This is a genomic window from Companilactobacillus zhongbaensis, assembly GCF_003946515.1.
GTDB lineage: Bacteria > Bacillota > Bacilli > Lactobacillales > Lactobacillaceae > Companilactobacillus > Companilactobacillus zhongbaensis.
The window spans coordinates 1-14350 of record NZ_RHOM01000017.1 but is presented as its reverse complement, the minus strand read 5'-3'; the positions used below and the strand labels follow the sequence as shown (position 1 = coordinate 14350).

The following is a 14350-nucleotide window of genomic DNA, read 5'->3' as shown; positions in this document are numbered from 1 at the left end:
TACATTCTCAATTCATCAACAATTCTAGAGGTAAATCACTCATAGCACAAGTCAATTAAGGCGTGTTACATAAACTTAATAAACCAGTAAAAAAACGATCCAGTCGATTAAGGCTAGATCGTTTTTAAAAATTTTATCCAACTGTACCTTCCATTTCGTAACTGATCAAACGGTTAAGTTCGACAGCGTATTCCATTGGAAGTTCCTTCGTGAATGGTTCAACAAATCCCATGATGATCATTTCTGTAGCTTTTGCTTCACTCAAGCCACGACTCATCAAGTAATAAAGCTGTTCTTCAGAAACTTTCGAAACTTTTGCTTCGTGTTCCATCGAAACATTACCATTCAAAATTTGGTTGTAAGGAATCGTATCGGAACTAGATTCCTCATCCATAATGATCGTATCGCACTCAACGTGAGCTTTAGATCCGTCAGAATTTCTTTCGAAACGCACTGTTCCACGGTAGTCAACGGCTCCCCCATCTTTGGAGATTGATTTAGAAACGATCGACGAAGAAGTGTTTTTAGCATTGTGGATCATTCTGGCACCGGCGTCTTGATCAACGTTATGTCCAGCAACAGCAATCGAAAGCATTGTTCCTCGTGCACCTTCACCATCAAGGTAAACACTAGGGTACTTCATCGTGATCTTGGAACCTAAGTTTCCATCGACCCACTCCATTGTGGCATTTTCCATTGCCTGAGCACGTTTTGTCTCAAGACTATAAACATTGTTCGACCAGTTTTGAATCGTCGTGTAGCGCACGTATGCGTCTTTTTGAGCATATACTTCAACAACTGCGGCGTGCAAACTGTCTGATGAATAATTTGGAGCAGTACATCCCTCAACGTATTGGATACTTGCCCCTTCATCAACGATGATCAAAGTTCTTTCGAATTGACCAGTGTTTTCCGCATTAAGTCTGAAGTATGACTGAATTGGGATATCCAACTTAACACCCTTAGGAACATAAATGAATGATCCACCGGACCAAACCGCACCGTTCAAGGCTGCAAATTTATTGTCATTAGGATGAACTAATTTTCCGAACCATTTCTTGAACAATTCAGGATATTCCTTCAATGCTGAATCGGTATCGGTAAAAATAATCCCTAATTTATCAAACTCATTTTTCATATTGTGGTAAACCACTTCTGATTCATATTGAGCTGATGATCCAGCCAAATATTTTCTTTCAGCTTCCGGGACGCCTAAACGATCAAAGGTATTCTTGATATCTTCAGGAACATCTTCCCAATCACGATATTTCTTATCGGTTGGTTTTTGATAGTAAAGCATGTTCTTTAAGTCTAATCCGGAAAGGTCAGGTCCAAAATCAGGCATAGGCATTCGTTTGTATGTTTCGTAACACTTCAAACGGAAGTCAAGCATCCATTGTGGCTCGCCTTTTTCTTTAGAAATTGAACGAACAACATCTTCGGTTAAACCTCTACCGGTTGAAAAAACCGGTTTGACATCATCATGAAAGCCGAAATCATAATCTTTATCCAAGTCAAGTGCTTGAACAGATGAAGCAGCTTCTTCATTATTTTTCGTGTTTTCTGTTTCTGGCATAATTAACCCTCCCACTATTGTTTATTATTTAAAGCTTTGTGTAGTGCTTTCCAAGCAAGTGTTGCGCATTTGATCCGGGCAGGAAATTGCGAAACGCCTTTTAAAATAGCAGCATCTTGTAAAATGTCGGTATCTGACTTTTCACCTAAGATCATGTCGGAAAAATCTTCGACCATGTCTTCTGCGACGGAAATGTCTTTATTCATCACGGCATCAGTCATCATGCTGGCCGAGGCTTGACTAATAGTACATCCGTAGCCACTAAAAGCAATATCGACTATCTTGTTGTCTTGTACTTTAACATCCAATTGGAGAACATCCCCACAAGTTGGATTTTTTAATTCGATTTGATTAGTTGAATCGCTCAATTCCCCATGATGATGCGGATGAGCCGAGTGATCCAAAATTACTTGCCGATATAAATTGTCCATTTTAGATAGTGCCATTTTGAAAGAACTCCTTTGTTGCGACAATTGAATTAACTAAAGTATCAGCATCTTCTTTAGTATTATAAAAATAAAAACTAGCTCTAGCTGTGGCTGAAACTCCCAAATATTCCATGAGTGGTTGCGCACAGTGGTGCCCAGCTCTAACAGCGACACCTTCCATGTCTAATCCGGTAGCGAGATCGTGTGGATGTAGATCCTTTAAATTAAATGAGATCACACTGCTGTGCTTTTTAGGATCGTGTGGCCCGTAAACAGTCAGATCTTCAATATCTAATAACTTAGGTAAGACGTAATCTACTAATTGATTTTCATAATTTAAGATATTGTCCATACCGATGTTAGTTAAATAATCGACTGCATGTCCTAAGGCAATCGCACCAGCAATATTAGGCGTTCCCGCTTCAAACTTCCAAGGCAAGTCATTCCAACTAGTGTCGTATAAGTGAACGAAACTGATCATTTCACCACCGAAGTCAACTGGTGGCATAGCATTAAGCAAGTCTTCTTTTCCATACAAAACGCCAATACCGGTGGGGCCTAACATCTTATGACCTGAAAAAGCTAAAAAGTCACAATCTAAGTCTTGCACGTCAACAGGCATATGTGGAACTGATTGAGCCCCATCAACTACCATGACTGCTCCGTGTTGATGAGCTAAGGCAGCTAATTTCTTAACTGGATTCACAACACCAAGCACGTTAGAAACGTGAGCTATTGAAACGATTTTAGTCTTATCAGTGATTTTTTTCTTAGCATCTTCTAGATCAACAAAGCCATCATCATCTAATTCAATATATTTCAATGTCGCATGTTTCTTCAAAGCTAGTTGTTGCCAAGGGATCAAGTTACTGTGATGTTCTAAGTAAGAAATGACGATTTCATCCCCTGCTTGAATATTTGCTTCACCATAACTTCTTGCAATAATATTTAATGCATCAGTCGTGCCTTTAGTGTAAATAATCTCATCGCTATGTTTAGCTTTAATAAATTTTTGGATCTTCTCACGAGCGGCTTCAAATTTTTCGGTCGAACGTTCCGCCAAAGTATGAACTCCACGGTGAACGTTAGCATTGTCCTGCTGATAAAAAGCCGTAATATCATCAATAATCTGTTGTGGTTTTTGGGTCGTGGCAGCATTGTCGAGATAAACTAATTGTTCATCGTTGACAACTTGATCAAGGATCGGAAAATCTTTTTTCCAAGGATTACTTTTGTTGTCCATTGATCAATTTCCTCTCGATCATATCGGTTAATCTGACACGAACTTCTTTTTCAGGGATCTCGGTGATCACTGAACTTAAGAAACCACGAATGACCAAACGTTGAGCGGTTTCTTGATCAATACCACGACTCATTAAGTAATACATTTGTTCTTCATTTACTCGGCCAACACTGGCAGCGTGACCGGCAGTAACGTCATTCTCATCGATCAATAAGATCGGATTGGCATCACCACGTGCAGTTCTCGAAAGCATCAAAACACGACTCTCTTGTTGTGCATCTGAACCACGTGCGCCCTTGACAATGTGACCAACACCATTAAAGGTCAACGATGAAGATTGTAAAATAACACCGTGTTGCAAAATATGACCAATGGTATGTTGACCGTAATTGGTGATCTTAGTGTCGATTCCGCTCACTTGTTCACCGGTAGTGATGGCAACAACTTTAGCTTCAGAGTGACCACCTTCGCCACGCAAGTCCGTTCCAAAATCGCCAACTACTTGGCTGTCGTTCATCAATCCGATAGCCCAGTCTAGCCGAGCATTGTCACCAACGTAACCGTGGCGATTAATATAAGTTGAAACGTGTTGGCCAAATTGATCCAGGGCTGAGAAGTGGACCCGACTATTGGCTGCAGCGACAACTTCAACAACGATATTAGCAATATTATCGGCTTGGTCTCCTTGACTCAAAAAGTTTTCCAAGTAAGTGACCTCGCTACCTTGATCGGCTACGACTAACACGTGATGGACGTAGTCCTTTTGCTGACTATTGTCTTGTAAGTAGATCGACTGAATTGACTGGTCAACTTTGACGTTCTTTGGTACGTATAAAAAGGCACCACCATTCATCAACGCTAAGTTCAAGGCGACTAATTTATTTTCGGCAGGCTTCAAGGCCGTTGCTAAAAAGTATTTTTGGACTAATTCTGGATAGTCTTTTAGAGCCGTCCAAATATCCGTAAAAATGACACCTTGCTCGCTCAATTTTGGATCAAGCTTGTTAACTAAAGTTTGGTCACCATTTTGAACTAATAAGTTATTTGTTTCTGGTAGATCAAAACTATTGTCGGTATTTGCTTCAGCAAATGGAGCCTTGGGATGATCCAATCTCCAACCTCGATAGCTGATCTTTTCGAATATAGGTAATTGTAATTCTGTGGCATGATTTAATGCTTCTTCACGCATTTTTTGAAACCATAAGGGTTCTTCATGATTTTTTGAAAAAGCAATCGTATCATCCATAAAATCATCTTTTATACTTGATCGCATAATAATCCCCCTTAAATTTCGTCCGTTAATTTAACATCTAAGCCTAAATCATCACGTAAGCCGGCATATCCTTCATCTTCTAGCTTCTTAGCTAGTTCAGGACCACCACTCTTAACGATTCTTCCGTCCATCATGACGTGAACTTGATCAGGAATGATGTAGTTCAATAGTCTTTGATAGTGAGTAATGATAAGTGAGCCAAAATTATCTCCACGCATGGAGTTGACACCACGAGAAACAACCTTCAAAGCATCGATATCAAGACCAGAGTCGATTTCATCCAAAATGGCAAATTTAGGTTCGATCATCAATAGTTGTAAAATCTCGTTACGTTTCTTTTCACCACCAGAAAAACCTTCATTCAAATATCTTTCTGACATTTCGTCAGTCATATCCAAAATTCCTTGTTTTTCATCGAGTTTCTTCATGAATTCCATTACTGGAATCTGATCATTTTCATCGCGACGTGCATTAATGGCAGCGCGCATGAATTCAATATTAGTTACACCGGCAATTTCAGCAGGATATTGCATGGCTAAAAATAAACCAGCACGAGCTCTTTCATCAACAGGCATATCCAAGATGCTCTTACCATCTAACAATACATCCCCTTGAGTGACTTTATAAGCTGAATTTCCCATGATTGCTTGTGACAAAGTTGATTTACCAGTACCATTGGGACCCATGATCGCATGAATCTCACCAGTGCTCATCTTCAAATTGACACCTTTGAGAATTTCTTGTCCTTTTGTTTCATCCTCTTCAACGACTGAAACATGTAAATCTTTCACTTCTAATGTTGACATCATTTTCCCTCCGTTACTAATAAATAAATAGTTATGGTTTCATTATGCGCTTTCATTTGTAAAAATAACAATTGAATATATTTTATATTCTTTCATTAAATATCCTATATTCAAAAATTATATCTATTGTAAAAATGAAATTACTTACATTTTATAACAAAAAAGCCAGAACATTAAGCGTTCTGACTTTTTTATTTCATATGTTCTTCGATCCAATCCCAAACTTGTTCCTTACCAGCCTTAGTCTCAGCACTAAATAACTGCAATTGATCAGTTTGGTTAATGTTCATTGCTTTGTTGACTTGACTAGTCGTTTTGTTCCATTGATTCTTCTTGACCTTGTCCATCTTAGTAGCAACGATCAAGGTTGGTAAATGATAGTAGCTGACGAATTGATACATCGAAATGTCATCGTCACTAGGTGCATGACGGCCATCAACTAAAATGATTACACCCTTCAAAGGTTTACGAGTAGTAAGATACTCTTCGATCATCACACCGAATTCTTCACGTTGTTTCTTCGAAACTTTTGCAAAGCCGTAACCCGGAACATCGACTAAGTACAACAAGTCTTCAATATTATAAAAATTAAGAGTTTGTGTCTTTCCAGGCGTACTGGACGTTCTAGCGAAACTCTTACGATTGATCAAAGCGTTGATCAAAGATGACTTCCCAACATTAGAACGACCTAATAAGGCGATCTCTGGGTAGCCCTCATCTGGATATTGTTTGGAGCTAACTGCGCTTAAATTCATCGATACGTTATTTACTTGCATAATTCACCTCAGTGCAATCATTTTATCATCACTAGAGCAATAAAAAAAGGCTGCCATTAGGCAACCTTTCCGTCTTTCAAAATCAAATCTGGTTTTTTGACCTTACGAACCGCGTCTTTAGTAACTTTGACACCTTTCACGTCATCACGACCTGGAACTTCATACATCGTATCCAACATTGTCTCTTCAACGATGGAACGCAATCCACGAGCACCAGTATTTCGTTCGATCGACATCTTAGCGATTTCTTGAAGTGCACCTGCAGTGAATTCAAGATCAACGTCATCGATGTTCATCAATTCCTTATATTGCTTGATCAAGGCGTTCTTAGGCTTAGTTAAGATGTTGACTAGGTCATCTTCAGTTAACTTGTCTAAGGCTGTCACGATCGGAATACGACCGATAAATTCTGGAATGATACCAAACTTCATCAAGTCTTCTGGAATGATCTGTTGCATCAAGCTCTTTTGCTCGTCAGCAGTTTCTTGTTGTTCAGCACCGAAACCGATCGTCTTGTCGCCTAAACGATTCTTCACGATTGTTTCAATACCATCAAAAGCACCACCAACAATAAAGAGAATATTAGTTGTGTCAATCTGGATCAATTCTTGTTGAGGATGTTTTCTTCCACCCTGTGGTGGGACACTAGCAACTGTTCCTTCAAGGATCTTCAACAAGGCTTGTTGAACACCTTCACCAGAAACGTCACGTGTGATCGAAACATTTTCACTCTTCTTAGCGATCTTATCGATCTCATCGATATAGACGATACCGTGTTCGGCTTTTTCCACGTCAAAGTCAGCATTTTGCAATAATTTCAGCAAGATGTTCTCAACGTCTTCACCAACGTAACCTGCTTCAGTCAAAGTAGTTGCATCAGCAATAGCAAATGGCACCTTCAAAATACGAGCCAAAGTTTGAGCCAAGAAAGTCTTACCTGAACCAGTAGGACCGATCAAAGCAATATTACTCTTTTGAAGCTCAGTCTCGCCATCTTTAGAGTGTTCCATCTTATTAATTCGCTTATAGTGGTTATAAACGGCCACAGACAATGATCTCTTCGCATTGTATTGACCGATAACATATTCATCAAGAATCTTTTTGATCTCAATAGGTGTGGGAATGTTTTCAAGATCTAATGGAGTATCTTCTCCAAGTTCTTCATCGATAATTTCCTTACATAAATCGATACATTCGTTGCAGATGTACACACCAGGTCCAGCCACGATCTTCTTAACTTGATCTTGTGTCTTTCCGCAGAAAGAACAACTTATTGTACCTGTAGTTTCTGTACTATCAAACATTTATTCATTTCTCCTTAAGTAGTTCCAATACTCTGAAAAGCTTAGCATTGACAGCGATAAGAGTAAAGCAAAAAGCACAGAGAGCGCAACGAGGTTGGTCAGCTGCTGAGGATTAACGCGTGTAGTCGCACAAGGTGCGGCGAAGCCATACCGCGACTACATGTGTTAACCGGAGGCCGCTACCTCGCGGAGCTCGTTTTCGCATCCTTGAGGATAAAGCTACAAAACACTTTCCAATTGCTGCAAGTTTAACAAGAAAAACTGGATAGCACTATCCAATTGCTGCAAGTTTAGTCGGCAAGAAAGCAATTGCTCCATTTGTTTCCTACATAGCTAACTGGCTGACAATAATCAACCCAACAACCATACTCCCGAAAACTCATCCCAGCATCCTAAGTAATAACCCAAAAACCGCCTCCAAAACTAATCTCCACAAAAAAATAAGAAGCAAAATCGCTTCTTATTTTTTAATAATTATTTTTCAACAGCTGAGTCTACGATCAATTCAATAGCCTTCTTAGCAGCAATATCATGAGCAAGCATTTCATCAGTTAATGCACCGCGAACTGCTTTTTCATCCATGTTGTATTCATCAGCTAATGACTTGATTTCGTCTTTGATTTCATCTTCTGTTGGCTTGATGTTTTCTTTAGCAACGATTGCTTCGATAACTAAGTCAGTCTTAACACGTTCTTCAGCATCTTTAGCAAATTGTTTCTTAAGATCTTCTTCGTTTGTACCTGTCATTTGATAGTACAACTTAGGATCGATTCCTTGACGACGTAAGTTAGCCAAGTATTGGTTCATTTGGTTGTTAACTTCTGTGTCGATCATTGCTTGAGGAATCTCATCGATCTTAGCATTCTTAACTGCACCAGAAATAGCTTCTTCTTGAATGTTTTCTTCAGCAGTTTCTTTCTTTTGTTCCTTGATTTCGTCGTGGATCTTCTTCTTCAAGTCATCAAGTGTATCAACGTTTTCGTCAACGTCTTTAGCAAAGTCATCATCTAACTCTGGAAGTTCTTTTGACTTGATTTCATGTACAGTTGTCTTGAAGATAGCATCCTTACCAGCTAATTCTTTAGCTTGGTAGTCTTCAGGGAATGTAACTTTAACGTCAACAACGTCACCCTTGCTTGCACCGATTAAACCGTCTTCAAAGCCAGGAATAAATGTCTTTGAACCCAATTCAAGTGAGTAGTTTTGTGCGCTGCCGCCTTCGAATTCTTCTCCGTCAACAGTACCTACATAATCGATAACAACAGTGTCGCCTTCTTCAGCTTTACCATCTTTAAGAACTAATTCAGCTTGTTGCTTTTGAAGTTCTTCGAGTCTCTTTTCAGTGTCAGCTTTTAGAACGTTACGTTTTTGTTTCTTAACAGCGATTCCTGTGTAGTCACCTAGTTCAACTTCTGGCTTAACAGTAATTGTAGCTGAAATTGCCCATGGTTGACCTTTTTCCATTGATTCAACAGAAATTTGTGGTTGATCAACAGGATCAACTTTTGTTTCGTTAACAGCTTTTTCGTAAGCTGTTGGCAATACGGCATTAAGAGCATCTTCATAAAGTGCTTCTTCACCATACATACGGTTAAAAATTTGACGAGGAACTTTTCCTTTTCTGAAACCAGGAACGTTCAAGCTCTTCTTAACACGGTTAAAAGCTGTGTCTAGTCCTTGCTTGATTGTGTCTTGGTCAATTTCAAATTTTAATTCACCTGTATTTTTTTCTTTTTTTGTAAATTTAGCCTTAGCAGACATTTTATCCCTCCGGTATTTCACGATCTCATACTTTGTAATGTTACCCTAAAAAGCCAGTCTTGTAAATATTTTCGGGTATATTCGTGAGTTTTGGGTCATTTTTTGAAATTTAATCATAAAAAAAAGACGAGACTAAAGTCTCGACTTTTTAAATACAAGTTTAATCTCAGATTAGTCCAAGATTTCTGTAACAACTCCGGCACCAACAGTACGGCCACCTTCACGAACAGTAAATCTTGTTCCTTCTTCAATAGCAACTGGAGCAATCAAGTCAACTTCAAATGTAACTTGGTCACCAGGCATAACCATTTCAACGCCATCTGGCAATTCGATAACACCTGTAACATCAGTTGTATGGAAGTAGAATTGAGGACGATAGTTTGAGAAGAATGGAGTATGACGTCCACCTTCTTCTTTTGTCAAGATATAAACTTCACCCTTGAATTTTGTATGTGTTTGGATTGAACCTGGTTTAGCAAGAACTTGTCCACGTTCGATTTGGTCACGGTTAACACCACGTAGAAGTGCACCAACGTTGTCTCCGGCTTCACCAAGATCCAATGTCTTACGGAACATTTCAAGACCTGTAACAGTTGTCTTTTCGATAGCTTCTTTCAAACCAACGATTTCAACTTCGTCACCGACTTTAACTTCACCACGGTCGATACGACCAGAAGCAACAGTACCACGTCCAGTGATTGTAAATACGTCTTCAACAGGCATCAAGAATGGCTTGTCGTTTTCACGTTTTGGTGTTGGGATGTATTCATCAATGATATCAAGTAATTCTTCGATATTCTTGATTTGTTCTGCATCACCTTCAAGAGCTTTCAAAGCTGAACCACGGACTACAGGAATGTCATCCCCTGGGTAATCGTATTCTGAAAGTAATTCACGAACTTCCATCTCAACTAAGTCAACCAATTCAGGGTCATCAACAAGGTCAGTCTTGTTTAAGAAGACAACGATGTATTCAACACCAACTTGGTGAGCAAGCAAGATATGTTCACGTGTTTGTGGCATAGGACCATCAGTAGCAGCAACAACAAGGATAGCACCATCCATTTGAGCAGCACCAGTGATCATATTCTTAACGTAGTCAGCATGTCCTGGAGCATCAATATGTGCATAGTGACGCTTTTCAGTTTCATACTCAACGTGAGCAGTATTGATTGTGATCCCACGTTCCTTTTCTTCTGGGGCCTTATCAATATCAGCGTAATCTTCAGCTTTAGCTAAACCTTTGTCAGCTAAAACCTTTGTAATTGCGGCTGTAAGTGTTGTCTTACCGTGGTCAACGTGACCAATTGTCCCAATATTTACATGGGGCTTAGTTCTCTCATAATGTTCTTTTTCTGCCATTACAAAGAATCCTCCTAAAATTTCATTTCATAAGATTATCCAAAGAAAATGTTCTCTAGACGGCTCTTTACTGAAAAATTATACTACTTTCAGAGGTGAAAGCAAAGGTATTCAGCTCAAATCACCAACTAAAAATATACTCTTTGGATTATACTGGGCGAGTTTTGAATTGTAAACACCCATTTTGCAAAAACTCTTAATTATTGTTGAAAAGAGTTTATCAACGAATCAAATCGTTCGATCCAGTTCTCGACTTCTTTACGTTCTAAACTATCTCCTACTTGCGATTCGTCCAATAAACCATACCGCAACAAGAATACTTTTGTCCATAGTATTGGTGTTTTTATTATTTCTGATCCAAACGGATAAACCATAGCAGCATACAAAGAAAGCTCACTGCGTAGGTTTTCCAGCTGCATTTGATTTTCAGTATCGGCTAAAAGATTTTCAAGCTCATCGCACATTTTTAAGTAGACATCTGTTGACATGATGGGCTTTAACTTGGTTGGATCGACCACTTTATTTTCACCGTAAAATGAAATATTGAGTTTTTCAGTGGTGCCTAACTTAAATACATTTTCCAAAACTTCACTTTTTAACAGTGGATGTAATAGTGGATTTTCTAATAAAATTTTGACGCACTGCAAATAATGCTCTCGATCAAATTCCCTTAAACTGCGGATCAATTGAATTTGATCAACGACACTCATCGTGACGATAGAATTTAATTGTTTAATGATTTTAGCCATCTTGGGCTTAAAAGAACGATTGTGTCTTTCCTCAGATAATTGCACCCGAGTTTTAAAATCATCGATAAAATCTTGTTTGATAGTTGACAATTTGTTTTCATCGTAAAAATGAAGCATCTGATTGGCCAACAAATAATCATTATTCTCGACCACAATATCGACCGCTAATCTTGCAGCCTGTGGATCACTCAAATAATAATTGAAATAGTCTAAGATGACCGCTTCAGCTTGATCTGCGTTCTTCTGGTTTAGTAATGCTGAAGCTAAACCTTGGTTTATCGCAAAGGTCTGTTTAATACTATATGCTTGTGAATACAAGTCAATGGCATCATCCCAGTTGCCCTTGTCATAAGCATCATCTGCTTGTTCCAAAATCCTTTTTAAGTTATTTGAATCATCCATGTTCTACCTCGTTATAATAAAAGGCCGCTCAATGACGGCCTATTTCTTTGCTTTACGATGTCTGTTTTGATTAACTTCCATGATCACTGGCAAAATAACTGGATGGCGATTAGTTTGTTCATATAAGAAATGGTTCAACTTATCACGAACACCTTGTTTCAAATCAGACCAATCGAAGTCTTTACTATTTTGTAAGTAGTCAGTAATTTCATTTACGATCAAGTCTGAGCTTTCGCTTAATAAATCACGACTAGTTCTCATGTAGACGAATCCACGTGCTGTGATCTTAGGCTTAGCAACGACTTTTTTCTTCTTACGATCGATCGTAGCAACGGCGATAAAGACGCCATCTTCAGCCAATAATTCACGGTCACGAAGAACAATACTACCGATATCGCCAATACCGATACCGTCGATCATAGTGTCACCTGCATCGATACCCTTACCGATGTAGAATTGACCATTTTCATAATTCAAGACATCTCCTTTTTTCGTTAAGAAGATGTTTTGATATGGGATACCAGTTTCATGTGCAATTCGTGCATGTGAATCCAAAAGACGATATTCCCCTTGAACAGGGATCAAATTCTTAGGTTTCAACAAATTGATCATCAATTGCAAGTCACGTTTATTAGCATTACCTGATGGATGCATGTCATCACCTAGTGCTTTGACTTCAGCATCAGTCCGGTAGATCATGTCACGTGTCTTGGCAAAAGTAGTATCCAAAGAATGTGATGGTGTCGTAGCAATAAAGACTAAGTCGCCCTTTTCGACGTTGAATTTAGTCTTAACAGCAGGATTAGCCATCTTTTGAAGCAATTTGATAGGTTCACCCATCTTACCTGTTTCAATGATAACGAGATCCTTTTGGTCGACTTTATCTAACTCTTTGTTAGTTACGATCAATTCTTTATTTTCAATCTCCAAATAACCTAACTTCATCGCTGTCTTTAAAATCTTTTCAGCATCCATACCAGACAAGTAAACTCGACGGTTAGTTCTGTCAGCAGCGTCCAAGATTTGTTGCATTCTTTGAATATTAGAAGCAACTTGAGCAACAATGATCCGACCATCATGATACATAAAAGTATCTAAAATATAGTCATAAATGTCAGTTTCGTTTGAGTTTTCGTAAGGAGATTCAGCATTGGCTGAGTCACTTAACAAGGCGATAACATTGTCGTTACCGACTTCAGCAATGCGACCCAAATCTGTCTTATACAAAGGCAAAGCAGCTTGGTCAAACTTAAAGTCACCTGTATAAACAATTGTTCCTTCTTGAGTCTTAATAACTGTACCTAGTGAATCTGGCACTGAATGCGTAGTCTTGAAAAACGAAACAGTAGCTTCGTTAAAGTCAATAGCTGTTTTTTCATCGATCACGTGGAAGTTATTGAATTTCTTACTGCGCTTATCGTTTGAGCAAACGATCTTAGCTAATTCGATAGTCATCTTAGCTCCGAAAACCGGAATGTCAAAATCTCCGACCAAATAAGGCAAAGCACCGATGGCATCAGCATGTCCATGTGATAAGAAAATACCAACAACTTTGTCGATATTATCTTTAAGATAAGTCATATCAGGAACAACAACATCGATACCATACAAGTCATTGTCAGGATATTGCAAACCAATATCCAAGATAAAGATCTCATCATTAACTTCAACGGCATACATATTCTTACCGGTTTCACGAACACCACTAAGAATCATTATTTTAATTTTCTGGCTCATATTTTCATCTCTCATTTCATAAAAATAGCATAGATCACAATGTAAATTGCGTTATTTTAAGTCCTCCACGGACTACTTGAGCTATACCTGATTTTCATTTTATCACAATATAATACAAGAATAAAACAAGAGCCTGCCACAGAAACAATCCGAGAGATAATTTTCAATAAATGAAGAAGCAAATACCAAAACAAATCGTACCAGATTGATCAATCCCCTATTCCACAATCAACTTTTAATTCAAAATAAGGACAAGTAAATTAAGCAATCTAGTAACAACATTTTATCTAGACATCCTCAAAGATATAAATCAGAAAGTTAGAGATTGGGTCCAAGAGTTTTTGGTCTTGGGGTTTGAGATTTGGGGTTTGAGGTTTTGAATTAGATTTTACCGACAAGGATAGAAACTGAGATAGACCGCAAAATCTAGGACGCTTAAACAGTGCCAACTTGATCAAAAAAACTCGGTCCCCACCTAAAAAAAGGGGATTGTTGCACTATCTAGACGGAGGGCCCCGGGGATACAGCCCTCAGCAGCTAAATTTTACTTGGCAATTTATTGCCTAGTAAAAGACCAAGTTTTGAGATGTCCGAGCGATCTTCTCGGATAGCTCAAAATTGTGTCAGCTGCGTTCCAGCGGCTGTATCCCCGGGGCCCGGAGTCGGCAGTGAACCTCAAACCAAACTAATACACCTATCCCACCAAACAAACATCAAAACACCAAACAAACAAAACGCTTCTCGTCTGCCAAAAACTTTCTCACCTCAAGGAAAATGCAAAGCAACAAAAAACTCTCTGAGGGGTCGCTTCGCTCCTCCCTCGTAACCATAAGTGAAATACTTCTCTAATCCAGTTATACTCTCATTGAAGGCGGTCCAGTGTTCATCGTTGCTTTATTGGCGTTCTAAAACCCGTACAAAAAACCGATGGCC

Annotated in this window: 11 protein-coding genes; all 11 read right to left on the bottom strand. The window is 38.8% G+C overall.

Features of this window, described 5'->3' with window-relative positions; genetic code table 11:
* Nucleotides 1-133 precede the first annotated feature (133 nt).
* The 11 genes from sufB to EKM69_RS08010 all read right to left on the bottom strand — a co-directional run bounded on the left by sufB (nt 134) and on the right by EKM69_RS08010 (nt 13417).
* Nucleotides 134-1576 (bottom strand): Fe-S cluster assembly protein SufB, encoded by a 1443-nt coding sequence (gene sufB / locus EKM69_RS08060; RefSeq protein WP_125709960.1) that lies wholly within the window; start codon nt 1574-1576, stop codon nt 134-136.
* Between the two features lie 14 nt (nt 1577-1590).
* Complete coding sequence (sufU, locus tag EKM69_RS08055; protein ID WP_125709959.1) at nt 1591-2022, bottom strand: Fe-S cluster assembly sulfur transfer protein SufU; 432 nt, start codon at nt 2020-2022, stop codon at nt 1591-1593.
* A complete protein-coding gene (locus EKM69_RS08050; protein WP_125709956.1) occupies nt 2009-3247 on the bottom strand; it encodes a cysteine desulfurase in 1239 nt (412 codons plus the stop codon). The genes sufU and EKM69_RS08050 overlap by 14 nt, the downstream gene beginning before the upstream one ends.
* The gene (sufD, locus tag EKM69_RS08045; protein ID WP_125709954.1) at nt 3231-4520 is read right to left on the bottom strand and encodes a Fe-S cluster assembly protein SufD; all 1290 of its coding nucleotides are present in this window, start codon (nt 4518-4520) and stop codon (nt 3231-3233) included. Before sufD ends, EKM69_RS08050 begins: the two co-directional genes overlap by 17 nt.
* A gap of 11 nt (nt 4521-4531) precedes the next feature.
* Nucleotides 4532-5326, bottom strand: coding sequence for a Fe-S cluster assembly ATPase SufC (gene sufC, locus EKM69_RS08040; RefSeq protein ID WP_125709952.1), 795 nt, complete (start codon nt 5324-5326; stop codon nt 4532-4534).
* A 191-nt stretch (nt 5327-5517) separates the two neighbouring features.
* Entirely contained in the window at nt 5518-6102 is a 585-nt protein-coding gene (yihA, locus tag EKM69_RS08035) for a ribosome biogenesis GTP-binding protein YihA/YsxC (protein WP_125709950.1), read from the bottom strand.
* A 56-nt stretch (nt 6103-6158) separates the two neighbouring features.
* Nucleotides 6159-7406, bottom strand: coding sequence for an ATP-dependent Clp protease ATP-binding subunit ClpX (gene clpX, locus EKM69_RS08030; RefSeq protein ID WP_125709946.1), 1248 nt, complete (start codon nt 7404-7406; stop codon nt 6159-6161).
* A 474-nt stretch (nt 7407-7880) separates the two neighbouring features.
* Complete coding sequence (tig, locus tag EKM69_RS08025) at nt 7881-9167, bottom strand: trigger factor (RefSeq protein ID WP_125709944.1); 1287 nt, start codon at nt 9165-9167, stop codon at nt 7881-7883.
* Between the two features lie 171 nt (nt 9168-9338).
* Nucleotides 9339-10529 carry an elongation factor Tu gene (gene tuf, locus EKM69_RS08020; RefSeq protein WP_125709942.1) on the bottom strand — a complete coding sequence of 397 codons (1191 nt, stop codon included), beginning with the start codon at nt 10527-10529 and terminating at the stop codon, nt 9339-9341.
* Nucleotides 10530-10729: 200 nt separating this feature from the next.
* Nucleotides 10730-11680 carry a tetratricopeptide repeat protein gene (locus EKM69_RS08015; RefSeq protein ID WP_125709940.1) on the bottom strand — a complete coding sequence of 317 codons (951 nt, stop codon included), beginning with the start codon at nt 11678-11680 and terminating at the stop codon, nt 10730-10732.
* Nucleotides 11681-11719: 39 nt separating this feature from the next.
* The gene (locus EKM69_RS08010; protein WP_125709938.1) at nt 11720-13417 is read right to left on the bottom strand and encodes a ribonuclease J; all 1698 of its coding nucleotides are present in this window, start codon (nt 13415-13417) and stop codon (nt 11720-11722) included.
* Between the last annotated feature and the right edge of the window lie 933 nt (nt 13418-14350).

Coding starts and splice junctions, on each gene's coding strand:
- EKM69_RS08015 (WP_125709940.1), bottom strand. CDS start 11,680: ATGGATGATTCAAATAACTTAAAAAGGATTTTGGAACAAGCAGATGAT.
- sufC (WP_125709952.1), bottom strand. CDS start 5,326: ATGTCAACATTAGAAGTGAAAGATTTACATGTTTCAGTCGTTGAAGAG.
- sufD (WP_125709954.1), bottom strand. CDS start 4,520: ATGCGATCAAGTATAAAAGATGATTTTATGGATGATACGATTGCTTTT.
- tuf (WP_125709942.1), bottom strand. CDS start 10,529: ATGGCAGAAAAAGAACATTATGAGAGAACTAAGCCCCATGTAAATATT.
- sufB (WP_125709960.1), bottom strand. CDS start 1,576: ATGCCAGAAACAGAAAACACGAAAAATAATGAAGAAGCTGCTTCATCT.
- EKM69_RS08010 (WP_125709938.1), bottom strand. CDS start 13,417: ATGAGCCAGAAAATTAAAATAATGATTCTTAGTGGTGTTCGTGAAACC.
- EKM69_RS08050 (WP_125709956.1), bottom strand. CDS start 3,247: ATGGACAACAAAAGTAATCCTTGGAAAAAAGATTTTCCGATCCTTGAT.
- sufU (WP_125709959.1), bottom strand. CDS start 2,022: ATGGCACTATCTAAAATGGACAATTTATATCGGCAAGTAATTTTGGAT.
- clpX (WP_125709946.1), bottom strand. CDS start 7,406: ATGTTTGATAGTACAGAAACTACAGGTACAATAAGTTGTTCTTTCTGC.
- tig (WP_125709944.1), bottom strand. CDS start 9,167: ATGTCTGCTAAGGCTAAATTTACAAAAAAAGAAAAAAATACAGGTGAA.
- yihA (WP_125709950.1), bottom strand. CDS start 6,102: ATGCAAGTAAATAACGTATCGATGAATTTAAGCGCAGTTAGCTCCAAA.